General features: G+C 35.0%; 19 protein-coding genes and 1 pseudogene. 10 read left to right on the top strand and 10 right to left on the bottom strand.

All coding sequences use genetic code 11. The features are described from left to right. Positions 1 to 19: 19 nt before the first annotated feature. From OLM51_RS10920 to OLM51_RS10870, 10 genes and pseudogenes are all read left to right on the top strand, one after another. Positions 20 to 1,537, top strand: a complete 1,518-nt coding sequence (locus tag OLM51_RS10920; RefSeq protein ID WP_264550655.1) for a pyridoxal phosphate-dependent decarboxylase family protein — start codon at positions 20 to 22, stop codon at positions 1,535 to 1,537. Then, entirely contained in the window at positions 1,518 to 3,974 is a 2,457-nt protein-coding gene (locus OLM51_RS10915; protein WP_264550654.1) for a GNAT family N-acetyltransferase, read from the top strand. Before OLM51_RS10920 ends, OLM51_RS10915 begins: the two co-directional genes overlap by 20 nt. 1 nt (position 3,975) lies before the next feature. Then, positions 3,976 to 5,297 (top strand): annotated as a pseudogene (locus tag OLM51_RS10905) (lysine N(6)-hydroxylase/L-ornithine N(5)-oxygenase family protein). Between the two features lie 13 nt (positions 5,298 to 5,310). Continuing rightward, a complete protein-coding gene (locus tag OLM51_RS10900; protein ID WP_264550651.1) occupies positions 5,311 to 7,164 on the top strand; it encodes an IucA/IucC family protein in 1,854 nt (617 codons plus the stop codon). Positions 7,165 to 7,199: 35 nt separating this feature from the next. Beyond that, positions 7,200 to 8,567 (top strand): MATE family efflux transporter, encoded by a 1,368-nt coding sequence (locus tag OLM51_RS10895; protein WP_264550650.1) that lies wholly within the window; start codon positions 7,200 to 7,202, stop codon positions 8,565 to 8,567. Positions 8,568 to 8,604: 37 nt separating this feature from the next. Next, positions 8,605 to 8,847, top strand: coding sequence for an acyl carrier protein (locus OLM51_RS10890; protein ID WP_264550649.1), 243 nt, complete (start codon positions 8,605 to 8,607; stop codon positions 8,845 to 8,847). Beyond that, positions 8,834 to 10,279, top strand: a complete 1,446-nt coding sequence (locus OLM51_RS10885; RefSeq protein ID WP_264550648.1) for an AMP-binding protein — start codon at positions 8,834 to 8,836, stop codon at positions 10,277 to 10,279. The genes OLM51_RS10890 and OLM51_RS10885 overlap by 14 nt, the downstream gene beginning before the upstream one ends. 57 nt (positions 10,280 to 10,336) lie before the next feature. Then, complete coding sequence (locus OLM51_RS10880; RefSeq protein WP_264550647.1) at positions 10,337 to 11,428, top strand: DUF1624 domain-containing protein; 1,092 nt, start codon at positions 10,337 to 10,339, stop codon at positions 11,426 to 11,428. A gap of 108 nt (positions 11,429 to 11,536) precedes the next feature. After that, positions 11,537 to 13,906: a TonB-dependent receptor gene (locus OLM51_RS10875; protein WP_264550646.1), complete on the top strand. Its 2,370-nt coding sequence runs from the start codon at positions 11,537 to 11,539 to the stop codon at positions 13,904 to 13,906. A 21-nt stretch (positions 13,907 to 13,927) separates the two neighbouring features. Beyond that, positions 13,928 to 15,142: a hypothetical protein gene (locus OLM51_RS10870; RefSeq protein ID WP_264550645.1), complete on the top strand. Its 1,215-nt coding sequence runs from the start codon at positions 13,928 to 13,930 to the stop codon at positions 15,140 to 15,142. Between the two features lie 257 nt (positions 15,143 to 15,399). On the opposite strand, the gene OLM51_RS10865 is transcribed toward OLM51_RS10870, so the two are convergent. From OLM51_RS10865 to OLM51_RS10820, 10 genes are all read right to left on the bottom strand, one after another. After that, complete coding sequence (locus tag OLM51_RS10865; RefSeq protein WP_264550644.1) at positions 15,400 to 16,947, bottom strand: alkaline phosphatase family protein; 1,548 nt, start codon at positions 16,945 to 16,947, stop codon at positions 15,400 to 15,402. A gap of 309 nt (positions 16,948 to 17,256) precedes the next feature. Next, a complete protein-coding gene (locus tag OLM51_RS10860) occupies positions 17,257 to 17,919 on the bottom strand; it encodes a hypothetical protein (RefSeq protein WP_264550643.1) in 663 nt (220 codons plus the stop codon). Positions 17,920 to 18,045: 126 nt separating this feature from the next. Next, on the bottom strand, positions 18,046 to 18,717 hold the full coding sequence (locus OLM51_RS10855; protein ID WP_264550642.1) for a hypothetical protein: 672 nt from the start codon (positions 18,715 to 18,717) through the stop codon (positions 18,046 to 18,048). After that, entirely contained in the window at positions 18,714 to 19,139 is a 426-nt protein-coding gene (locus OLM51_RS10850; protein WP_264550641.1) for a hypothetical protein, read from the bottom strand. Before OLM51_RS10850 ends, OLM51_RS10855 begins: the two co-directional genes overlap by 4 nt. Before the next feature lie 7 nt (positions 19,140 to 19,146). Further along, complete coding sequence (locus OLM51_RS10845; protein WP_264550640.1) at positions 19,147 to 19,620, bottom strand: hypothetical protein; 474 nt, start codon at positions 19,618 to 19,620, stop codon at positions 19,147 to 19,149. Between the two features lie 250 nt (positions 19,621 to 19,870). Next, a complete protein-coding gene (locus OLM51_RS10840) occupies positions 19,871 to 20,218 on the bottom strand; it encodes a hypothetical protein (protein WP_264550639.1) in 348 nt (115 codons plus the stop codon). Between the two features lie 275 nt (positions 20,219 to 20,493). Then, on the bottom strand, positions 20,494 to 21,393 hold the full coding sequence (locus tag OLM51_RS10835) for a proline racemase family protein (RefSeq protein ID WP_264554284.1): 900 nt from the start codon (positions 21,391 to 21,393) through the stop codon (positions 20,494 to 20,496). Between the two features lie 14 nt (positions 21,394 to 21,407). Beyond that, complete coding sequence (locus OLM51_RS10830; RefSeq protein WP_264550638.1) at positions 21,408 to 21,560, bottom strand: hypothetical protein; 153 nt, start codon at positions 21,558 to 21,560, stop codon at positions 21,408 to 21,410. Next, on the bottom strand, positions 21,553 to 22,527 hold the full coding sequence (locus OLM51_RS10825) for an ornithine cyclodeaminase family protein (RefSeq protein ID WP_264550637.1): 975 nt from the start codon (positions 22,525 to 22,527) through the stop codon (positions 21,553 to 21,555). The genes OLM51_RS10830 and OLM51_RS10825 overlap by 8 nt, the downstream gene beginning before the upstream one ends. Before the next feature lie 387 nt (positions 22,528 to 22,914). Further along, the gene (locus OLM51_RS10820) at positions 22,915 to 24,921 is read right to left on the bottom strand and encodes a glycosyl hydrolase family 95 catalytic domain-containing protein (RefSeq protein WP_264550636.1); all 2,007 of its coding nucleotides are present in this window, start codon (positions 24,919 to 24,921) and stop codon (positions 22,915 to 22,917) included. Positions 24,922 to 24,926 lie beyond the last annotated feature (5 nt).

Below are 24,926 nucleotides of genomic sequence, written 5' to 3'. Positions count from 1 at the left end.
AATTCTAAAACTAATCATTATGCAAAACCTATTAGACAACGATCAGGATGTCTTAGTTAAAAATCCTGCAGACCAATTTTACCAGGATATTTTTCATGAAAATTCCGGCGCAGAATATAACAACGCCATAGCATTAGTGCAAAAACGTGTAAATGGTTTTCTTGAAAACACCAAAATTCCATTCAGCGGTATTAAACCTGAGGAAATACGAAATAAAGTGGAAGCTGTAAACTTAGATGTACCACTACAAGATTATGAAAGCCTTTGGAATGAGATAGATGAAATTTATGTCAACCATGCAACTGCCTATCATTTACCGGAATATATAGCCCATTTAAACTGCCCTGTAGTGATTCCTGCCTTAGCAGCCGATGTACTGATAAGCGCTATTAATTCGTCGCAGGATACCTATGATCAAAGTGCCGGAGGAACATTTATAGAAAGAAAATTGATTGCCTGGACAGGTGAACAAATTGGATATAATGCCGATTGTGATGGTATTTTTACAGGCGGCGGTTCGCAGAGTAACCTAATGGGACTGCTTTTGGCAAGGGATTATTTTGCTTTGAAATACCTGAATTGGAATATCAAATTAAATGGATGTCCTCCGGAAGCCAGTAAGTTCCGAATTTTTGTTTCTGAGAAATCTCATTTCAGTAATCAAAAAAATGCTTCTATTTTAGGACTTGGCGAGCAGTCCATCGTTCAGGTTGTTACAGATAACCGCTATAGAATGGATGCTAAAAAATTAAAGCTAGCCATTACTGAAGAACTGGAAAAAGGCAACATTCCTATTGCTATTGTGGCTACAGCCGGTACAACAGATTTCGGTAATATTGATCCATTATCTGAAATAGCAGTTCTGGCAAGAGAACATAAATTATGGATGCATGTTGACGCTGCTTATGGCTGTGGATTACTGCTGACAGATAAATACAAACATCTTCTAAACGGTATCGAACAAGCTGATTCTGTTACGATTGATTACCATAAATCTTTCTTTCAGCCTATCTGCAGCAGTGCTTTTATGGTGAGAAACAAACAGCATCTTCATATTATAAAACACCACGCCGATTATCTAAATCCTAAGGAGCAGGATTATGATGAACTTCCGGCTCAAATTAATAAGTCACTGGTACAAAGTACACGTCGTTTTGACGCTTTAAAACTATGGTGTACACTGCGCCACATGGGAAGAACTAAACTGGGACAGTATACGGAGACCATTATCGAAACTACACAGCAAACGGCTGAAATTATAGACAACGACAAAGATTTTGAACTTTTAACAGATTCTGATTTAAGTGTTTTGGTTTTTAGATATAAACTAGCCGGCTGGCCGGGTGACTGCTGTAAAATGAATTTACATATCAAAAAGAAAATGTTTTTTAACGGTGAAGTCTTAGTAGCAAGTACAAAAGTAAATGGCATTTTTTATCTGAAGTTCACCATTTTGAACCCATTAACGACTATAGCACACATTAATAATATCCTTTCAATTATAAAAAAACACGGAAATGACTACATCTTCTCCTAAAGAGATTGCTCAGGAAGCAGTCCATATTACGTTTACTATTTTACTTAATTGCTGCGTGCGAGAATTAGGCAACAGCAGTTTTTATGAAGGGATTCCGAAATACGATCCTGTGCTGAAATCTTATATATCAAAGTATAATCATAAACTTCATCTAAAATTGGATTTTCCTGTTGATAACGTTGAAGTCTATGCGCCAGTACGCTACAGATCTGAAACCTTCAGGCATTTATATGATTTTCCGGTAATGGAACGTGACCTTACTACTGAAACTATAAAAGAAATAGATGCAGATCGTCTTCTAGAACTAATTACAACTCATATAAGACAGCAGTATCCACTGGCAGATTCTAAAAATGTAAAAAAAAGAATGCAGCTGAGCACCGAAAAAATAGCGCAGTTTTTAGAGCATTTTAAAACTTCCGGACAGGATTTTAATAAAGCTGAAATGACCTTTATTGAAGCGGAACAATTATTTCCGGCTGGACATTTACTCCATCCTCTTACCAAAGGACGCGAAGGATTTACGGAAGCCGAAGTTTTAAAATATGCTCCCGAAACTGGCGGATATTTTAAGCTGCATTATTTTTTAGTGCATCCTGATTTGGTTACCGAAAAATCTGTAGACAATATTTTACCTTCTGATTTTGCAAAAGCAGCCCTATTAGAAGCAGGTAAAGAAGATAAAAAACTGCAGGATTTACTGGAAAAAAATCCGCAGTGGAAAGTACTTCCGATTCATCCGTGGGAAGCTGCTCATTTTAAAAACCAAGCCGTATTTGATACACTGGTAAAAGAAAATCTGCTTATAGATTTAGGTGAATTTGGAAAAGAATTTACAGCAACTTCTTCTGTAAGAACCGTATACAATAACGAAAGCGATTATATGTATAAATTTTCGCTTCACGTAAAAATTACAGGCGCAGAACGTATTAATCATTATCATGAACTTTACAGAGGATATGATGTATCTCGATTAATGCAGACTGCCTGGGGAGACAACGTAAAGAAAACCTATCCTGATATTGAATTGATTTGTGATCCGGGTTTTATATCTGTATCCTATAACGGAAATGTACTGGACCCTTTTTCTACCAGTGTGCGCTACAATCCGTTTAAAAGTACCGGAGCTGAAAAAGAAAATAATGTCTCTTTATTAGCTTCTTTATGTCAGGACAGCCTATTGGGAGATCCTTCCAGAATGGAGAACATCATTCAAAAAGCTGCTGAACAAACCGGATTATCTATAGAAAAAACCAGTGAGATTTGGTTCAGAAAATACATTGATATTATACTTAACGGTGTAGTAAAAATGTTTAACGAGCAGGGAATGGTTTGCGAGTGGCATCAACAAAATACACTTGTACAATTGGACGGAGCGTTCATGCCCGAAAAACTATTTTTTCGTGATAATCAAAGTTTTTTATTCCGAAAATCTTTTGAAGATCAACTAAATGATATCGTACCAGGTTTCTCTGAAAACGGAAAAATGTTTATTCCGGACGATCGTTTATTCAATTTACTGCTTCATTATTTCTGGGTAGGAAATATACTGGCCGTTGTAAATACTTTTGGCGCTAACAGACTTGCAGATGAAAAAAAACTCCTAAATATTTTATATGATGCTTTAGAGGTTTTACAAAAAGAAGACGAAAGCGGTCTGGTTACATTTATTCTAGAAAGTAGATATTGGAAAGTGAAAGGCAATTTGCTTACGGCACTTAATGATATTGACTGCGGCGGCAATCCTGCTGGCGTTACCCGTATCAATTTCCCAAATGTTTTACACAAACGCTTTTTCTCAGAGCAATTAATAAATCCAAAAGGAAAAGAATTAGTCTACAATCGTTATTTCCCTAAGGAAGATGTGACTATAAGTTTACGCCCTCTTGATATAGATAATGACTTAGAAATGCTGCACGAATGGTTTCATCGTGACCACGCAAAAGCAGCCTGGAGAATGGACTGGCCTCTGCGCGAACTTGAAACCTATTACAGAACCTTACTTCCTGGAGATGGTTTGTACAGTTATATAGGAATGGCTAACGGAGAACCGACTTTTAATATCGAAGTATACTGGCCTACCCGTGATGTGCTGGGAGATTATTATGATGTGCTGCCTACTGATTACGGAACGCATCAATTTATTGCACCAACAGATCCTAAACTGAAATTTGTTTCACCCTCTACACAATGCATGATCGATTATGTATTTGCTCAACCCGAAGTGGGTAAAATGGTTGGCGAAGGTGCTGTCGATTCCAGAGCTTCGATGATGAACAAAGCTTTTCATGGCTTTAAAATCGATAAGGTAATCGAAATGCCGCACAAAACCTCAAATCTTAATTTTTGCTATCGCGAATGGTACTGGGCTAAATTCCCTCAAAACCAAGACATTGTAATAAACGCTGAAGCAGAACCTAATCTTATAAACCAATAATATGGAAGATCGTAAAGTATATTCACTAATAGGAATCGGAATTGGACCTTTCAATTTAGGCTTAGCTGCTTTGTTAGAACCGGTTGATGACGTTTCATCACTTTTTTTTGATCAAAAAGAGCAATTCAATTGGCATCCGGTTTGCTTATTGACCATGTTACCTTGCAGACTCCATTTTTATGCGACTGTGTTTCAATGGCCGATCCTACAAGTAAATTTAGTTTTTTAAATTTTCTTAAAAAGACAGATCGCTTATATAAATTTTTTATCCGCGAAAATTTCTTTGTACTGCGCAAAGAGTATAATTTATATTGTCAATGGGTAATCAAGCAGCTCAAAAACTGCCGCTTCTCCTCTAGTGTAAAAGAAATTCAGTATAAAGACGGTCTTTATGAATTACACGTATTCCACAAAGAGGAAGATCAAACCAAAATTTACTATTGCGAAAAATTAGTATTAGGAACGGGTACAGTACCTGTACTTCCTGAGTTTGTCGAACTAAAAGAAATGAAAAATGTTTCCCATACCTCGAGTTATTTATTCAGAAAAGAGGAAATATTAGAGCAGGATACCGTTACTGTAATTGGTTCTGGGCAAAGTGCGGCCGAAGTGTTCTTTGATCTGCTTCAAAACAGACCTAAAAACCTAAAGCTGAATTGGTATTCCCGTCCGGATCGCTTTTTTGCTATGGAATATTCCAAACTTGTTCTGGAGCATACATCGCCGGATTACATCGATTATTTCCATCAAATGCCGTCTTCGACTCGAAGTGTCATGCTGGATCGCCAGAAATCTCAATTCAAAGGAGTAAATTTTGATTTGCTAAACGAGATTTACGATCATCTGTATACCCTGAGCGTAGATAACGATGATATTGGGGTAAAGATCAGACCAAACATACAATTGGATGATATAACTCCAGGAATCCATAATAATTATGAATTGCATCTGGAGCAGGTAGAACAGCATAAAAAGTTTACAGAACACGCCGACTATGTAATTTTAGGCACCGGATATCATTATCAGGAACCTCAATTTCTTAAAGACATACAGCATCGCATCAGCAGAACTTCAACTGGCAGTTATGATGTAAAAAGAAACTACAGTATAGATCATAACGGCAGCGAAATTTTTGTGCAGAATGCAGAAATTCATACACATAGCTACATTTCATCAGATTTGGGCATGGGCGCATATCGCAATTCCTATATCATTAATGAAGTAGCAAAACGTGAAGTCTATAAATTAGAAAAGAGGATTGCTTTTCAGGATTTTGACCTTTCAGGTATTGTCGCAGAAAAAGCGGAAGAAATTAGTATTTAATACCAAACTTAAAATGAATATAGAAACAATACCACACATAGAAGTTTTTACCGCTCAGGTTTGGGAAAAAGTAAATATCAATTTATTAGCCAAGAGTTTAGCCGAATTAATGCACGAAGATGTTGCTAAACCAGCCATTACAGGAAGTAAAAAAGAGGGTATCACCCATTTTAAACTAACAACTGATCTTACGGAGGTTTACTATACTTTTTCGGCATATCCAAGACTTTTAGAATATTGGCATATTGAAAAAGAAAGTATCCAAAGATGGGAAAACGGCACAGCCTCGCCTGCCAAAGATGTTATTTGTTTTTTTATGGAATTACAAAAAACCTTTGGAATAGATTCTTTTACATTGGCAAAATATACCGAAGAACTTCTCAACACTTTATACGCTGATGCTCATTTGTACACCAGAGAAAAGCTGACTGCTTCTGAACTTACACAAGCCGATTATCAGACTATTGAACATCAAATGGAAGGACATCCGTGGGTAATTGCAAACAAAGGACGCGTTGGTTTCAACAATAGTGATTATCACAATTACGCCCCCGAAGCCAATAAGAATACGGATTTGTACTGGCTGGCTGCTCATAAAAAAAGAGCTGCATTTAACGCTTTGGAAACGATCAATTTTAATGATTTTTATACCGAAGAATTAGGCGCCGAAGTATATAACAAATTTCAGGAAAAGCTTCGTGATATGAAACTTATTGTTGAAGATTACGTTTTTATTCCCGTGCATCCCTGGCAGTTGAACAATAAGATTTTGCTTCAATTTCACCAGGATCTCGCAAACCAGTATTTAGTTATTTTGGGCAAAAGTGACGATATATATTCGCCTCAGCAAAGCATTAGAACTTTCTTTAATTTAAGTTATCCTTCCAAACATTATGTAAAAACGGCAATATCTATTTTGAGCACAGGAAATATCCGAGGCTTATCTCCAAAACAAATGGATATTGCGCCAAGGGTAACAAAATGGGTTAAAGAAATGCTCGATAAAGATCCTTATTTTCAGGAGAAAGAAGTCGTGTTATTAGGCGAAGTGGCTACGGTTTCTTACCGTCATCCACAGTACAATTCCATAACCGACAGTCCGTATCATTATCGTGAAATGTTAGGTGCATTATGGAGAGAAAGTGCCGAAAAATACCGTAAACCAGACGAAAACCTCATGACGATGGCCTCTTTATTATACATCGATGATAACGATCGTCCTTTTCTTCAGGAACTGATAAACGTTTCCGGACTTAGCACTCAACGCTGGCTGGAACAATATCTGGAAGCCTACTTAAAGCCTTTGCTGCATATTTATTATCAGCATTCTTTATGTGTAACACCTCATGGCGAGAATATCATTTTAGTCATGAAAAACGGAATACCGCAGCGTATTATTATTAAAGATTTTGTTGATGATATTGTTTTAACTGAAGAAGCCAAAGCAAAATTACCGGCTGAACTTAAAGACGGTCTTATACAATCATCAAATAAAGAAAATACGCCATTGTTTATTCTAATAGGTGTTTTTGATGCGTTTTTTAGATACCTGTCGGATATTTTACATACTCATATGGATTATGATGAACACCTCTTTTGGAAAACCGTAATAAGTTCAATTGAAGAATATCAGCAGAGTAACCCACATCTCATAGATCGATTTGAAAAGTACAATCTTTTTGAGCCGGAGTTTAAACGATTTTATATCAATAGTTTAAAACTGCTTAATAACGGATATGCGGAACAGACTGGTTTTGCCGTACCGAAAAAAGGAAGTAAACTTCCTAATCCGCTTTATGTAATTAAGCAATACGAGATGAACGAGTTTACAGAGATTAGCGGCGAAACAATACAACACCAATTATGAAAGTAGTTGTATTAAGGCTTCAATCCTATACTGATTTGTTTCTTACCGCAGTATTAGGCCGAGAGAAAAAATTCACATCAGGCAGTATTAATAGAGCAATTGTCCTGCTTGCCGTTCCTATGGTTTTAGAACTGGTAATGGAATCTGTTTTTGTTTGTGCCAGTTTATTTTTTGTGAGTAAACTTGGGGCATCGGCAGTTTCTATTGTTGGTTCCACAGAGTCTGTTATCAGCTTTTCTTATTCCGTCTCTATAGGTTTAAGCATTGCCGCTTCGACCTTAATTGCAAGGCGCGTTGGCGAGCAGAACTTTAAAGAAGCAAGTGTTACAGCCGGACAGGTAGTAAACATAAGTGTTATTTGCGGTGTTGTAATAAGCTTAATATGTTTTATATGGAGTGATGAAATATTAAGTCTCGTAGGACTTTCTCCAGAAATGATAAAACAAGGCAGTTTGTATGCAAAAGTAATGTTTGCCAGCTGCGGCTTCATTATTATCCGTATTGCGCTAAATGGTATTTTCCGAGGTGCGGGTTATGCTTCTATGGCAATGCGCACACTTTGGCTGTCTAATATATTAAACATACTTCTGTGTCCGCTGCTTATTTTTGGGTGGGGTCCTGTTCCTGCCTATGGGCTTTTAGGCGTTGGTATCGCTACCGCTCTAGCCCGTTTTACAGGACTCAGTTATCAGGCTTTCCATTTAATTAAAGGAACAACCATTATTCAAATTGGAAAACAACAGCTGGCAATTCATCGCGAAATATTCAATAAAGTACTGAGACTTGCTTTTGGAGGCATGCTGCAGTATTTGATTCCTGCATCGAGCTGGCTGTTTATGATCAAAATTGTTTCTCATTTTGGAGGCAATGCACTGGCAGGTTATATAATAGCACAGCGAGTTGCTTCGATAGCCACTACTCCGGCTTGGGGTATTGGCAATGCTGCAGGAATTTTAACCGGACAAAATTTGGGCGCACAGCAGCCCGATAGAGCCGAAAAATCAGTTTGGCGGGCAGGCATGATCAATATGTGCTTTTTGATTTCGGTGGCAATAGTATGGATTTTTATAGCAGATCCCGTTGTCAGAATCTTTTCTGATGTGCCCGAAGTAGTCGACAACAGCACAACTTACATTCACATTATTTCTATTGCCTATGTATTATTAGGTTACACCATGGTCATTTCCAGAGCGCTTAATGCTGCCGGAAAAGTAATGATTGTTACCATGCTGTACATTCTTATGTTTTACGTGATACAAATACCGCTTTCCTATGTCTTTGGAGTAGCATTAGGTTTTGGTCCAAAAGGCATTTTTGCTGCCATCTTAATTTCAGAATTGGTACTGGCATTTGGCTGTATTACGATATTCAGAACAGGAAAATGGAAATTAACTAAAGTTTAAAAATAACAAAGTATAAACAAATTAAAACAAGATTATTATGAGCACAACACAAGAATTACATCAAGTATTTGCAACTGCATTTGAAATACCGGTAGAATCCATTACAGCTGATTTAGAATACCAGGGTATTGTAGAATGGGATTCCATGAGTCATTTGCTTTTGGTTGATGAGCTGGAGAAATTTTATAATGTTTCAATTCCGATGGAAGACATTCTGGAAATGGGAAGCGTTGATAAAATAAAAGCAATATTGAAGAAAAACGGTGTTGAAATCCAATAATTCAAAAGAAGAAACTATGGGACTTTATGATTTAATTCAAAAAAATAAAAAATTAAATTTTATAGATGCAAAAACCAAAGTTGTTAAAACGTTTGCCGATTTACATGAATCTTTAGACATTGAAAATTTGCGTGCAGTTGTTTTTATTTATAATGACAATCAGCTGCCGGCAATTGAAACGTTTTTGAATTTTTATCAAAAAAAGTACACAGTAGCATTGCTTAACGCGGGATTACATCCTGCGTTTAAGCAAAATCTTGAAAATGAATACAGACCTGCTTATATCTTCGATCCGTCAAGGACAGTGGTTGAAGAATATGAGTTAAAACAGGTATCTGCAGCTATTTCAGTCTTTAAAAGAAAAGAAATTCTTCTGTCTCCTATTCATGGTGATATTAAGCTTTTAATGAGCACTTCAGGAACTACAGGGTCACCTAAATTTGTTAAGATTTCAGATCACAATCTGGTTCAGAATGCCTTATCTATCATGGAGTACATGCCAATAACGGAACACGATGTTGTTCCGTTAAATGTACCTGTTAATTTTGTCTACGGCTTTTCAATTTTTACAACAAATTGCATCAAAGCAAATACAATTGTATGTACTGACAGGGATGCGCTTCAAAAAGAATTTTGGTCAGATCTTGCCGAGTATGGTTTTTCTACACTAAGCGGTGTTCCTTATTTTTATGAGTTACTGCATCGTTTTGGTTTCTTTAAAAAAGACACTCCTTCTGTACGTTATTTGACCCACACAGGAGGAATGATGAATAAAGAATTGGCAAACGTCATTTCAGATTATACCCAAATTTATGGCAAACAGTTTTTCGCACAATACGGACAAACCGAAGCCAGCGGCAGAATGGCTTTTTTACCGCCAAAAGATTTCCAAACTAAAGGAACGTCTATAGGTTTTCCTGTAAAAAACGGAAGGTTTGAAATTGATGAAAAAACAAGAGAACTTATTTATTACGGCCCCAATGTCTCCGGAGGTTATGCTAACAACATTTTTGATTTACAGGATTATAATCATACTGACAAACTTTATACCGGTGATTTGGCAGAAAAAGATGAATTGGGTTATTATCATATTAAGGGACGCATTAAACGCATTATAAAACTATTCGGAGTTCGTTTAAACCTTGATGAAGTTGAAGTTTTACTAAAAAATGAATTAGGTGGACAAACTTTCATCTGTATAAGTGTTCAGGATAAATATCTCGGAATCATACATCAGGATCCATCTTTACTGCGTCAAACCATTACACAACTGTTAAAGGAAAAACTGGGATTACATGCCAGTTCATTAAAAAACTATTATTTCGATCAGATACCACTGACTGTTAATGGTAAAGTAGATTATCCTGCTTTAAATAGACATATCAATGAAAACGAAAATTCACTAGCAGCTGTAAAAACGGTTACAGAGTAATTTCAACTATTTAATAACTAATAGGTTATAAGACATAAAGATTAAAAATAAAGAACTATGGAACAGCAAAGTAAAAGAATTGCAGCACTGGATCTAATAAAAGGAATGAGTGTTATAGGCATGATAATCATACATACACTACTGACATTTGCAGATGTCAAATCACAGTCGGAAACCTTTATTGGGAGTTTTATTGTTTTTCTGGGCAGAGGAACTTCTATTTTTCTAATCTGTATGGGAATAACCTTTATGACCTCTCGTCATCAAAGCCTTAAAAGTTCTTTAAAACGTGGCGGACTGCTTTTAGCTGCTGCTCTTTTCATGAATTTTTTAAAGTTCATTTTTCCTGTCATTTTTGGTTTTGCGCCAGATAATTTTATACAAAGATACGGATGGCATGGGCCAATAGAGCAGCAATATATATATTTGATGCTATTGGGTGATATTCTTCAATTAGCAGGAATGTCTTTGCTGTTCATTGGTTTTATTAGAAAATATGTCACCAATAAATATGTAATCTTAGCCATAGGCCTGTTAATAGCATTAGTATCCAGAGAAGTCAGCGGCATCAATATAGATTATCCTGTTATTAATTATGTGCTGGATCTACTTTTCAGTAATGATTTTCCGGCATACATTTATTTTCCTGTTTTTCCGTGGATGTCTTTTATTATCATAGGAATGTTTTTTGGCAAATGGTACCAGGAACTTAATTATGACAGTCCTAAATTGTTTAAAAACATGCTGTATACCAGCTTTTTGTTTCTTGCTTTGGGTGCGCCATTGGTTTTTATCTACGGAGCTTATAATTACAATGGTTTTTACCATATGGGCCCGGGCGGTGTTGTTTATTTCGCAGGCTGGACATTAATTTTCCTATGGATTATTTTTAAAATATCTATAAATGTCAAAGAAAATAAATTTATAAAACTATTAAAATATTGCAGTAAGAACCTCACTTCAATGTACATGACACAATGGATTCTAATTTCCTGGGGTAAAGGCATCTTTGGTTTTAGAGAGAATGGAATATCAACTGTACTGGCACTTATAGTACTTTATATTATACTGACTTTTTCTGTTCAAATACTTTTAGATTTCCTCAGAAAAAAGAACCAAAAATCAAAAATCATAGAGGCTTTAAATTAAAAATTAATATATTTTATATACTATTTGGTTATTATTAATAGATAATTTCATACTTTTGAATCTTTATTTATTCTAAATAAAAATAGTGTATAATTCTAAGTATATTTCATGAATCTTAAAATAGCATTGCTCTTTATATTCTCGTCAACATTTTTGATGGCACAAAACAAAATCTCAGGCAAAATAAATAATGAATTCGGAAACCCGTTAGCAGGAGTCAATATCCATCTTTTAGACACCAAAATAAATGCAGAAACAAATTCTGACGGATTTTATCAGATAGAAAATCTGAAAAATGGCAGATATACAATTGAGGTGAGTTTAGATGGGTACATTTCAAAGAAACAAACCGTTATTTTAGAAAATCAATCAAATACTACGGTTACTATTATTCTGGAAAAAGAGGATAAAACATCGAAAGATGCCGAGAAATTAAATGACGTAGTTGTAAAGAGTATATCTGAAAAACAAAAAAAAGAGCAAACAGCACAAGCCGTTTCGGTAATAGAAATGCGGGAAGCTAAGTTTCAAACTGCAGATTTGGGCGAAGTACTTGCTCAGACCCAAGGCATAAGTGTAAGACGCAGCGGCGGTTTAGGTTCCAGAACAAGCTTTTCGATGAATGGATTAACAGGAAATCAAATCCGGTTTTTCTTAGAAGGTATTCCGTTGGAATATCATGGTTATACTTTTGGGGTTTCAACAGTTCCGGTAAATTTAATTGATCGTGTGGAGGTTTATAAGGGAGTGGTTCCTATCGAATTTGGAGCAGATGCTCTTGGTGGTGCTGTCAATTTAATTACTCCAAAAATAAAGTCTGGCTTCAGCGGGTCTTTTTCAGCTCAGGCGGGATCTTTTGGAACTTACCGAACATCTCTAATTCTTAGCAATTACAATCAAAAGACCGGATTTTTTATTAAAGGAAGCGGATTTTACGACACTTCTCAAAATAATTATAAGGTAGATGTTGATGTTGCTGACAATGCCGGAAAGATTAAAAATGTAACAGTACCGCGATTTCATGATGCATACAAAGGCTTCGGCATGCAGTTAATAACGGGAGTAAAAGACCGAATCTGGGCAAAAGAATTGAGTATCGAAGGATTTTATACCGACTACACAAAGGAAATTCAGCATAATCAATTAATGGTTGGAGTTCCTTACGGAGAGGTTATGACGTATAGAAAATCGGCTGGATCTGTCCTTACGTATCGCAATGACTTTGGTGAAAATTTTAAAGTAGATTTTATTTCAGGTTATAATTACAGAGAACGTCAATTTACAGATGTATCTGATTTTGTTTACAATTGGTATGGCGAGCGTATTGAGGGGTCTGCCGGAAATGTCAGCGGAGAGATTTCAGAATCTACCGGTCCAAGTGATACCTATACCTGGAATAATGATGTTTTTTCGCGTCTGAAAGCTTCATGGAAAATCAATAATCAATATGCCGTAAGTTTTACTTCGGCACCTACCTACTCCAAACAAACCGGAGATGACAGACTTATTAATGGCTATGATCCGGCCAGTGCAGTAAGAGATTTGTTTACATGGATTAATGGCGCAGACTTTAAAATAAATGCCTTTAATGAAAAATTAGAGAATGTTTTCTTTGCTAAAAATTATTTACAAAAAATCAGTTCTGAGGAGAAGATCCCTTCTAATAATACAACAATAAAAGAAAACCGAAGTGTAAACTATTTTGGTTTTGGAAATGGATTTCGTTTTAAGTTCAATGAACAGTTTTCTACCAGACTAACCTATGAATATGCTACCCGTCTGCCTCAGACCGATGAGTTGTTCGGAGACGGACAATTCATACAAGGCAATATCAATTTAAAACCTGAACGCAGTCATAACGTCAATTTTGAACTTTTTTTCAAGTCAAAAGAAAATTATGAAACGAGCAGCTGGCAAGTGCAAACCAATGTCTTTTTAAGAAAGATAGACAACCAAATCTTGTTTGTTCCAAGTATAGACCGCAACAATATTTATCAGAATGTATTTGCAGCTACTTCTAAAGGAATTGAAGTTTCCGGAAACTGGACTTCTAAAAACGGTAAACTTTCGTTTAACGCAAACAGTACGTATCAGCATTTTTATAATGACTCAGACGAAGGAATATTTGCAGCTTACAAAGGAGACCGAGTACCTAATCAGCCCTATTTTTTTGCTAACGCAGGTGTTAATTATTCTTTTCTCAACGTCATTGACAAGGCAGATAAATTATCTCTTTTTCTTGATGCAAGATATGTTTATGAATTTTATAGAAGCTGGGAAAGCGCTTCAGCAAATCCATTTGTGATTCCAAGTCAGCAATTTTTTGATCTTGGCACGACCTATCATAATAGCATAAATAAGGTTAGATATGCCCTGACAGCCGAAATACAAAACTTAAGTAATGAAAAAAATTATGACTTTTTTGGTGTTCAAAAACCAGGAAGATCATTTAATATCAAATTAGTAACTCAATTTTAATTATATATATAATCAATACGTATGAAAACAAATCGATTTTTTATAAAACATGCTGCATTAGCCATAATGTGCTCGGTATTTGCATTAACATCATGTAGTTCAGATGATTCTAAGAAAGATGAAGGTCAGGGTAATAACCCGGCAGTTATAGCGTCAGTACGTGTAAATACTCCCGGAGGCAGAGTTTTTTATTTAGGAGCATACGACAAATTCCCTTCAACTCTTGATTACAAAACGATGACAGAGATAGGTCCGGGTGCTACAATTTATTCCTATGGCGAACACCCTTATGTTTGGAATGGTACAGCATCAACCTTAACCAAATACAATGTAAGTAATGATATGAAAATTTCGGCTTCAGATGCTTTAAGTCTTACAGGTACAGGTGTTAGTGGTACTTTTGGTCCTCCTGCTTTCGTGTCTGAGACAGAAGCTTATTTCTTTGCCTTAAATGATGGCAAAATTATTAAGTTCAACCCAACAACTATGGCTATCACAGAAACTATAGCCGTTACTCCATTGCCATTTAGTAATGATGCAGGTATCAAAACAGCAACTTATATGAGTTATGTTACTTCTGCAAAAAAAATCATCTTACCAATTGCTGCAACTCCTACTGATTATAACAGGTTTCTACAATATGCACAAATTGCCGTTTTTGATTTAACAACAAAAGCAGTTACTTATGTTAAAGATTCTCGTATGTCGATGGGGTATCATACGTTTGCAAAAGGAACTGATGGTTCACTGTATTACAGACCATCTCGTGAAAGTGCCATTTCATTAGATTATAGTACTGTAACTGGTAATCCAACTACAAGCGGATTATTAAAAGTAAATCCTAACGGAACATTTGATCCTAACTTTTTTGTAGATTTAAAAGCTGCTCTAAATGCGCATTCAGTAAATGTTGTGGCGTATGTTCACGGAGATAAAGCTCTTGCTCAATACTTAGACAATACATTTACTCCACCGGCAAAACCTGCTGACTGGTATAATGCTCCAACAAAATTTGCTCTTGTAGATTTAAAAACATTAAAAGTGGAACCTTTTACTTCTTTTGAAAAATACGGTACCGTTTATACTGTTGGTACAATTGATGGTGTAGAATATTATGGTAATATCACTGCTCCTGACGGTAAATTCAGCCTTTTGAAACAAAAAGGAGCTGCTGATTTTGAAGCAATTTCTGAGGCGATTGGCGGAAGTGTAATATTTGTTGGAAAATTAAGATAAGGAACACATCGATTGTATTTTTTATAATCAAATGATTTCTAATTATAGGATTCGAACTTAAAGTTCAAATCATACTCTCACCAATAAAAGGGTAAAAGTAAAAAAACCTCTTTTTTAATCTTTTCAAAAACCCGAAAAAAATAGTGGTAAAACCTGCAAATCCAAGGATTTGCAGGTTTTCTTGTTTCATGGCAATTTAAATTTTCAATCTTTACAATACTCTTAAGCTTTATAGCAGAATCATACTACAATTGGTTTTACTGAAATCTCTTGATAAATTCCATCATATCTCCAATAGTTTGTATTTCTTCTTTTTGAGTATTACCAAGAGCTTTCATTTTTTCGATGTGTAACAGACTGCTTAACATGGATTTTTGAAGTCCGTTTAATGGATCACCGCTTGTGTCGACTTCCGGAAGTAATTCCTTTAAGCTCATTTCTGATGGAATATCGGGCCAATCTGTTCTTTTCTGATTGGAGAAAACTTCCGTAAATGGTAAAACTTCAGGGCTTTTATCCCTATCGGTGAGCGGATCCATTCCCCATTTCTGACAAACTGTTTTTATGAATGAAGTATGCTCAAATTGTCCGTTGATTATCGTCTTTGGCTGAATATAGGAAGATACCATTATCATAGGAACGCGGACACCAAGACGATCAAAGGTAAAATCACACTCCCCTTTCATACCTTCAACAGGTGGCACCGTATTTGGCGGAGCAACATGATCATAACAGCCTCCATGTTCATCATGAGTGATAATAAAAAGTATTTTGTCTCTTTTTGGACTTCTTTTGATGGCATTATAAACTTCTCTAATTAGTTCATCTCCTAATTTTACCGTGCCCGTAGTTAATTCATGATGTACTGCCGATGGATGCTGATCGTTGTGTTTATGAAGAAACTGAGGTTCTACAAACGAGTATTGTGGCAACGTTCCAAATTCTAAATCGTAGAAAAAATCAAGATGTCCATGCGTATTGTCTTTTCCTTCTCCAGTCCCGTTTACAATATATGTCAGACTCAGAGGAGCAATAGGCGAATAAACTTTCCATGAAATATTATTGTCATTCATACGATCAAAAATAGTTGGCAATGACCAAACCTCTTTTATCCACGAATCCATACCCTTCAAATCACCATCAATGCCGGAAAAACCACTTCCGTCTTCACCAAGCGGATTAATCACTTTGCCTCCTGAGCTTGCCGCATGCCAGAACGCCCGATTGCAATAGGTCTGACTTGGCACTGAGCAATACCAATGATCAAAAACCGCAAATTCTTTTGCTAAAGTTGCCATTGCTGGAATCTGGTCTGGCTGAAAACACTGCATGATTACCTCATACTGTTCGGGTGTAGGCTGATCAATATTGTAGGTTGATCTTAGATTATTTTCATAATCGTTGACAAACCCATTCATAAGAGGTGTAATTGGGGAAGCAGGCAAATTGTAAGGTGCCTTCATTCTGTCATCAAGCTTACCAATGTTGCAGTCAGGTCTAATACTATTAAAAAGTTGGGTATTAACATGAGGATATTCTTCACCCGGATCCGGATATGGCACCGAATAATTAACCGCACGCGAAGGAGAAATACTCGTTTTACCGGGATCCTTGCTAGCTCTCGGGGGAATGGGATTCGCATAATCAACTTTCGGGTTATAGAGTCCGTCAAAAGATTGTTTTGGCGTTATCTCATCGTTCTGGTACAGATAGCCTAATAAATTGTCGAAAGAACGGTTTTCTAGCATCAGAACTACGATATGATCGAAAGTTTCCAGACCGTCAAATTGATTTTGATTTTCCATTTTTAGCTATTTTTACATTACAATATATAAGTAAAATAAGACAATTAAACTCAAAGTTGTACACGTAGTTCTACGTGATTATAAAAATTGAAAATAGATGATTAGATTCAGGTGGAAAGTCAGCAAAAAACAGCTTCTGAAATTTAGATTTTGCGAAGTCACAATCAGCAGTATCAAAAAAAGCTTTCTAGGATAGAAAAAAAAATGCGCAAAGTCAGTCCCGAAAGTTTTCGGGATTGCGCAGCTTTTCATAAGAAACTCTTTGCGGGGCGGGAGTAACATGAAAGGATTCAGGAACGGAAAACCAACTTACTTCACAAACTCTATAGGTACAGTATTCTTACTTTCGATTATTCCGTGATAAACTTTATAATCATTTTCATCAATTGTTTTAAGTATTGGTCTAGATAAAAACTTCTTATAATTTGTGCTATCACTATAAATCAATATTTTAAAAAAATACCTTTTGTTCTTATCAAGATTTACTGATGAATAATTTGAATCTGGAAAATAGTACAGAATTTCAAAATATTTAGATTCGCCTTGTTTGAGTAAAAAATTATTTTTATCTATTAAATTTTTATAATCTGGAGAAATCGAATAGTTTAATTCTTTTATTTCCTTCTCTTCTCTATTATAATTTATTTGTTTACAGGCAACAAATTCTTCAGCCGGCAAATATTCCTTGTGGTTATATTCAGTATGATTACCATTTTCATCCATAATTTGAAAGAAAACATTACTGAGTTGCAGACCTTTTATCTTCCATGTTAACTTTGAAAGGCTGTATGCATTAAAATAATAATCACAGGAAGTATTATTGGTAATTTTATAACTAATAATATTTTTTTTCTTACCATTGTCAAGTCTTGAAAATACTATTTTGGTAGAAACTATTTCTAATTCAACATTATTTTTACTCTTGGAACAAGAATAAATAAACAAAATTAGAAGAATAAAATATGGTCTCATATTAATTAGAATTATTTACACCGCTCCCCAGCTCTACGAAGTGTTCTAGAACGCGCAGCTTTTCATAAGGAACTCTTTGCGAAGCGAGGGCTTTTCTTTTCAAATCTGGAACTCTTTGCAGAGCGGTTATTCCCAAAATTTTTTATTTCTCGCAACTAAATTTTTAAATTCATTCAAGGGGCTAAACTTTACCTCTTTCATTCCTCCCAGAGTTTTTTTATTTGAAATTTCAGTCTCTATAATTTCAATTTTTAGGTCTCTCAAAAGATCGATTATAAAATCAATAAATACCGTACTACCAACAAAGGAATATTCATTGTCATTAATTATTTTTCCATTATTAATAAAAGCACCTAACAAAAAAGCCATTCTTACCCCATCTCGTTTAAATGCTTTTCTATCTAATTGCAAAAAATAAAGTTTATATTGTTTATCATCTTTTTCGTCAAAATAAAAATCTTTTGTCCATCGCTTTCTCTTATAATACTTTTCAAAAGGATTATTATCCTCTAATTTATACAATTCTGTAAAACTGTCATTTTTAAAAATATATTTAAAATTATTTTCTAAAGCATAACACGAAATGCTGTCTTTAAAAGTTTTGATCACTTTTTTGTTGAGAAAAAACGTTAATCTGTTTTTCAAAACAGGATGTTCCGGAATTAAAACATCTCCATTATAATGATTAAACATTCCTAATAAAAAAGCTTCTTTTTCCTCTTTTGAATGATGTATTAACTGAGCTGAAAGAAAATGACTAGTTAAAATCATGATTATTAAATATATTTTATGTTTCATCGTTTTACACTAAAAATTTGATAAATATTGTCAAACGTTGCACTAGTAGCATGGCTAGCCGGATCTATAAGATAAATCCTATATTTAGAAAAATCTTCTAAATACTTTATTCTTGTCACAAGACTTGCATGTCCAGAAGAAACTGATGAATCAGGATACCATCCTAATTGTACAACTCTATTATTTCGCATTTCGTTTGCTATCCATGGCAGTCCATTACTTGCTGTAATATTCCCAGAAAAAGAGTTTGTAGTATATCCAGCCATATTATAAAATCCTTCAATCTGATTACTTCCTACACCATTATGGTTATTAGCCCCCGCTCCGCAAAGTATTACCGCATCGTTCTTCGCTGCACAATCCCGCAAGCTTTCAGGATTGCGCAGCTTTTCATAAGGAACTCTTTTGCGAAACGGTGGCAAGCTGATTTTAATTCATTTTCTTAAATTGATATCTATTCATATCATCAGGATCTCCAATTTGGCTATATAAAATATAAGTTTTTTTAAATTCAAATATTCCTGTTTCAGATATGATAAAGGTACAATGAATATTATAACTTTGTTTGGAGCCGTTCTCATCGATATATGTGTCATCAACATCAAAATCTTTGAATGTTAAATTACTCGATAATTCGATTGTCTGTTTTTTTTGATTTCCAGTTTCTCCTATTTGCCATCTCCCAGTTAAATTAGTCTTTTTATTTTTGAAATTCTCATCCTCAAAAATTGGATATAGGTTTAACCGTTTTGCATGATATGTGCCATTCGCATATAAGAATAAAACAGCTCCGTCATCTGATTTCCAAATCCCTTCAAGTTCATTCTTTTTTATAGTATTAGTACACCCCACTAAAATAGTAGCAAAGAGAGATATTATAGTACTCTGTAAAATCACTTTCATTATTGTAGTTTTAAAGTTTCCGTCCAATAGAATATCTGTGTTGTTTTTGATCCTCATCCCTCTTGAAAATATTCATTAATAGATCTACCCAGAAAGCTTTGGGATTGCACAGCTTTTCAGAAGGAACTCTTTGCGGAGAGGGGAACTATCTTCTCTAAATTACTTTTTTACTAATATTTATTCTATTTCAATATATTAGAAATCTAAAAATCTAATACTCTTAACCTTGAAACATAACCAATCTGAAATACTATGACATAATTTGAGTTACCTCTTTAGTTAGATTATGTATTACAAACCATTTTGAATTAGCTAAAAAAGAATCAATATTCCAATCTTTACTCTCAATATCTTGCAAAAGAACAAATAGTTGTTCTAATATAAATTTAACTTCACTGTCAATCAAATTTTCTGAATGCAGTTTATTAATATTAATAGGATTCAGAAAGGTATAAAAATCTCCCTCTAATTCTTCTAAATTAAATGCAATTAAATGATTTCTCTCATTAATGTTAGTACAGTTTGGAACTACCATTAATTTTAATGTATTTTCTAAAGACTTATAGATCCCCATTATCTCGTTATCTTTTTTTTGCATAGAATAATTCTTGATTTATCATTAGCTGTTGCTCTATAACGCTCCCCACAACCTTATACTTACCCCCGCTCTTCTACATGTTCTTCAATTACATAAACACGCTGCGCAATCTCAAAAGCTTTCGGGAATCACTTTATTAAACTTCTTAAAACAAATCTAATCTAAAAAATGAAAAGCTCATAAAGTCTCTGGCTTAAAATAAAATGAAGTCTAAAACGAATGAGCCCGATACAATATCGGGCTCATGTTATCAAATTTAGTTATAAAATTAATTATTATCTCAGTATAAAGCCATTCTTCATAGGATCTTTTGGATCTATTAAAAATGTATTTACTCCGGTTACAAAAGCCGTTCCTTCAACTTGCGGGATTACTGCCTTGAAAGGGCCAAATTTTTCTTCCCTGACAAGAGATCCTGTAAAGGTACTTCCTGTTATACTTTCTATAGTAATAAATTCATTCAGGTTTATGGCATTTCTGGCTTTTTCGATCGCAATTCTTCCGGAAACACCGGAACCTGTTGGAGAACGATCGACTTCTCCATCGGCAAAAACACAAACATTTCGACTGTGATTAGAAGTATGCTGCGGTTCATCGATAAAAATAGTGCCGTATAAAAAACTTAAATCCTCCTCAAACGGATGTTTGATTTCTTTATCCTGATCCATTACAGCATGTTTTATGTCTACGCCGCTTTGAATAATAGCTCGGTAATTTTCCTCGGTTAATCCGAAATTTAAATGCGTATTTTTTCTCAAATCAACATAAGCATAAAAAGCGCCGCCGTAAGCCAAATCGTAAACAACCTCACCAATACCCGGAACATTTGCAATACGATCTAAACCTACTGCAAAACTTGGCACACAATGAAACCTTACTCCTGTTACTTCGCCATTTAATATAGTAACAAACGAAAAAATTCGACCGCACGGAGCATCAATTTTCAATTCATTCTCACCTTCTTTTACTGTTATCCAATTCATTTTTGCCGCCAGCGTACTTATCGCAATAATGGCGTGACCGCACATACTACTGTATCCCTCATTATGCATAAAAAGAATACCAAAATCTGCCTCCTCGTCATTTGGCGGAAGCAAAATACAGCCGTACATATCAGCATGACCGCGAGGCTCAAACATCAATGCTGTTCTTAAATAATCGTAGTTTTCTTTTATATCTCTTCGGTATTCTAAAACAGTATTCCCTTTAAGCTTTGGAAACCGGAAACAATTACACGCAAAGGCTCACCGCCTGTATGCATATCAATTGTTTTAATCTGCAATACATCTGCGTTTGGTTTGTAGTCAATATTATTACAAATATTTTGGTAGGTATTAGACATTTTTTTGTGTTTTTAAATTATACTCTTCATAAAAATATCCAGCTGCAACAAGATCTTCCAAAGCATGTCCAACAGATTTAAAATAGGTGATTTCGGCATCAGATGTTCTGCCTAATTTTGTATTACTGCACAGTTCAAACAAATCTGCTTTGATCGTTTCTTTTGTGATAATTCCACTAGTCAACGGAATCAAAATATCACCGCTTTCTTTTAGTCCGCCTTGATAAGTATCCAGAAATATACTCGATTTTAAAACCGCTTCATCATCTGCCTCACGCATATCTTTTTTGTACGCCCCAACCAGATCTAAATGTTGTCCTGCTTTCAGCCATTTCCCAAAAACAAGCGGAACGGGTGATAAAGTCGCAGCCGAAATAATATCAACCTGCGAAATAACTTCTTCTATAGTTGAAACAGGTTTACAGCTAAGTGAAGAATTTTTGAATGCATCGCAAACCAATTGTGCTTTTTCTATAGTTCGTCCCCAGACATAAACCTCTTTTATTGGTCTTACGCTAGCATGCGCCTGAATGAGATTTATGGCTAATGCTCCTGTACCAATCATCAGCATAGACGAAGCATCTTTTCGCGAAAGATAACTGCTGGCCAAAGCAGATGTTGCTGCAGTACGTTTACCTGTTAATGATTTTGCATCGAGAATTGCTTTTATATTTCCTTTATGTCCATCAAGATAAATATAAGTTCCCTGAATTGAAGGCAAATCATATTTCCCATTATCGGGACTTACTGTAACTATTTTTACTCCTAAATCTTTACCTGCCTGAAATGCCGGCATTAGCAGTAAAGTGGAGTCATTACCTTCTTTTGGATTAGGATAATCGTGATGATGACGCATAGGCACATTGATAGCCGAAGTCGAAAACCCGGCTCGAAGTCTTTCTATAAGTTCTTTAAAATTACATTTTTCTTCAATGAAATGATCTGAAATAAGTTGTATTGGTTCCATGTATTCTGTTGAAATTTTACTAAAAATAAAAGATTATTTCATCATAATACTATTTCATCTACAATCAGATAACATACATCAATTTAAGGTTAATATAGTACCAATTCACGAAGCTCCAGACCCCCATTTTATAAAAAAGTTAACCTCCATTTTATTATTGCTTCTTGTTTGGATATGCTTTTAATAATTGAAGCAAAAGAAAAAGGATTTTTTATTTAGAATGCTGCTTATTGCTCTTCCTTTCTAAAAAAAAAGAGTCTAAAAAACTATTTCGAGCATATTTTATGGCTTAAAAATAAAGGGATGAATACAGATTCATCCCTTTTAAACAAAAATTATGTCGTTGATACATTACTTAAAAAAACTGTAACAATCTTAATCCTTAAATTATTTTATTAAAATTGTTTTATTGTCAGTTCCAACACCAATTATCTTCAAAGATTTCCACTTTTCAGGAAGCAAACCTTTGTTGAATTTCAACCCGTTATCGGTTTGTTCTACACCTCCAAAGCCATAAATAACAGCTTGCAGCATTGCTCCTGCTCCGGTAGCAAAATACGGATTATTACTATTGGCCGATTCTGAGAATACTCCAAATGGCGGACGGCTATTAGGCAAATATGATTTTACAAAATATTCATATGCTTTCTTTCTGTCACCTAAACGTGAATACAGAACTGAGAACACACCAAAAGTCATTGCCGGTCCATCTTTTAAATCAATTTTTGCAGCATAGTAATCCAAATCTGCTTTGATTTGTTTTTCATCATTTACAACATGCAATGGATATGCTAACAAGTTCACATCGGCCTGTTTTGTTGGCTGTCCTTTGTAGCCTTTATAATTTTGAGTAATTCCGTTTTCAGTATGAACTTTTAATTTATTTGAAATTTCAATCCACTTTGGGTTAATTGGTTCATTCAATATTTCAGCAGCTTTTATGGTGTTTTTGAGAGATTCAATAGCAGCTCCGTTTGTAAAAGCATTATCATCAACATTTAGCGCATATTCGTCAGCTCCAACTACATTCAAAATAGAATAACTATCATCTGCATTTTTTACAACTCTGCTCACCCAAAAATCAGCCGTTTCTTTTATCACATTCCATTCTTTACGCAACCATTCTTTATCTTGAGTCAAGGTATAATAATTCCAAAAAGCTATCGAAACGTCTGCCGTAATATGTTGTTCAAAAATTCCCATTGAAGCACTTGTTGGTGTAGCTTCTTCACCTGTATCATCAGACTCCCAAGGATACATTGCTCCATCGTAACCATAAATAAATGCTTTCAGTTTTGCTTTCTGCAATCTATCGGATCTGTAATCTAAACACGATTTTGCTAATTCTGGCTGTAAGGCTAAAAGCGATGGGTACATCCAAAGTTCTGTGTCCCAAAAAATATGTCCGTTGTACCCCTGAGATGATAATCCCATAGGTGAAATACTTTGTCTGCTGCCTTCGCGAATAAAGGAATATAAATTATATAAGGCAAATCGAACTCTTTGTTGTGCGTCTAAATCACCTTCTATTTGAATATCACCTGTTTCCCATAAATTAGCCCACGCTTTTTTATGTTTATTGATTAAATTATCTATCCCTTCTGAAAAAGCATAAATAGCCTGACGTTCTGCTTCATTTACCGGGTCTAAAATATCTTTAGAATTACAAATCCCTCCTGCAATTACAAAACGATATTTTTTTCCTTTCTGTATTTTTTTCGAAAAACCAACTTCAGATCCCTTCTGTGATACTAATTCCTGGCTGCCATCAAAAAGAAAAGTAGTAGAAGCTGAAACAGTCCATTTACCAGTATTTGTCTGAGCAATAGTTCTAAAAAGAGGTATTCCATAGTTCTTTTTCTTCATCACTCTAAACTCGCTTTTGACTGTCTTCATTTCTTCGGGAACATTCATATAATTAAATGCGCTTATTTCGATATCCTTCATTGGTACTATCTCAACAATCGCCATTGCTGAATAAGGCAATACACGATTAGCTAAAATGGTATACTTAATTTGAGCCAAATCTTTAAATTGGAACGAAGTGGTACTTGTTCCTTCTTTCATAGAAACTTGTTGACTCCAGTGATCAATATTAGTACCATCGACCATTTGATTATCAATTGATAAATGCAGATTTAAAAACTCAATTCCTCTTACCACTTTACTAATTCCATTTTTAGGATTAGCATCATAGACACCACCCAGAATAATTTCTTTTGTTTTTAGAGGTGTATCGTCTGTAACAATTCCAATCTTACCATTTGCCATGGCCACTCCAAAATAATTTTCTCTTGAATTTGCTGTCAAATTCCATTCATCTCCTTTTGTCTGTGCAAAAGCAAAAAAGTTCGCAAATAATAATACTGTCAAAAATTTTATATTCAAATTCATATTCT

The sequence above is a fragment of the Flavobacterium sp. N2038 genome, from assembly GCF_025947185.1.
Taxonomy (GTDB): Bacteria; Bacteroidota; Bacteroidia; order Flavobacteriales; family Flavobacteriaceae; genus Flavobacterium.
This window is presented reverse-complemented; position numbering and strand designations above follow the sequence as displayed.

Coding starts and splice junctions, on each gene's coding strand:
- OLM51_RS10920 (WP_264550655.1), top strand. CDS start 20: ATGCAAAACCTATTAGACAACGATCAGGATGTCTTAGTTAAAAATCCT.
- OLM51_RS10915 (WP_264550654.1), top strand. CDS start 1,518: ATGACTACATCTTCTCCTAAAGAGATTGCTCAGGAAGCAGTCCATATT.
- OLM51_RS10900 (WP_264550651.1), top strand. CDS start 5,311: ATGAATATAGAAACAATACCACACATAGAAGTTTTTACCGCTCAGGTT.
- OLM51_RS10890 (WP_264550649.1), top strand. CDS start 8,605: ATGAGCACAACACAAGAATTACATCAAGTATTTGCAACTGCATTTGAA.
- OLM51_RS10880 (WP_264550647.1), top strand. CDS start 10,337: ATGGAACAGCAAAGTAAAAGAATTGCAGCACTGGATCTAATAAAAGGA.
- OLM51_RS10875 (WP_264550646.1), top strand. CDS start 11,537: ATGAATCTTAAAATAGCATTGCTCTTTATATTCTCGTCAACATTTTTG.
- OLM51_RS10870 (WP_264550645.1), top strand. CDS start 13,928: ATGAAAACAAATCGATTTTTTATAAAACATGCTGCATTAGCCATAATG.
- OLM51_RS10865 (WP_264550644.1), bottom strand. CDS start 16,947: ATGGAAAATCAAAATCAATTTGACGGTCTGGAAACTTTCGATCATATC.
- OLM51_RS10860 (WP_264550643.1), bottom strand. CDS start 17,919: ATGAGACCATATTTTATTCTTCTAATTTTGTTTATTTATTCTTGTTCC.
- OLM51_RS10855 (WP_264550642.1), bottom strand. CDS start 18,717: ATGAAACATAAAATATATTTAATAATCATGATTTTAACTAGTCATTTT.
- OLM51_RS10845 (WP_264550640.1), bottom strand. CDS start 19,620: ATGAAAGTGATTTTACAGAGTACTATAATATCTCTCTTTGCTACTATT.
- OLM51_RS10840 (WP_264550639.1), bottom strand. CDS start 20,218: ATGCAAAAAAAAGATAACGAGATAATGGGGATCTATAAGTCTTTAGAA.
- OLM51_RS10830 (WP_264550638.1), bottom strand. CDS start 21,560: ATGTCTAATACCTACCAAAATATTTGTAATAATATTGACTACAAACCA.
- OLM51_RS10825 (WP_264550637.1), bottom strand. CDS start 22,527: ATGGAACCAATACAACTTATTTCAGATCATTTCATTGAAGAAAAATGT.
- OLM51_RS10820 (WP_264550636.1), bottom strand. CDS start 24,921: ATGAATTTGAATATAAAATTTTTGACAGTATTATTATTTGCGAACTTT.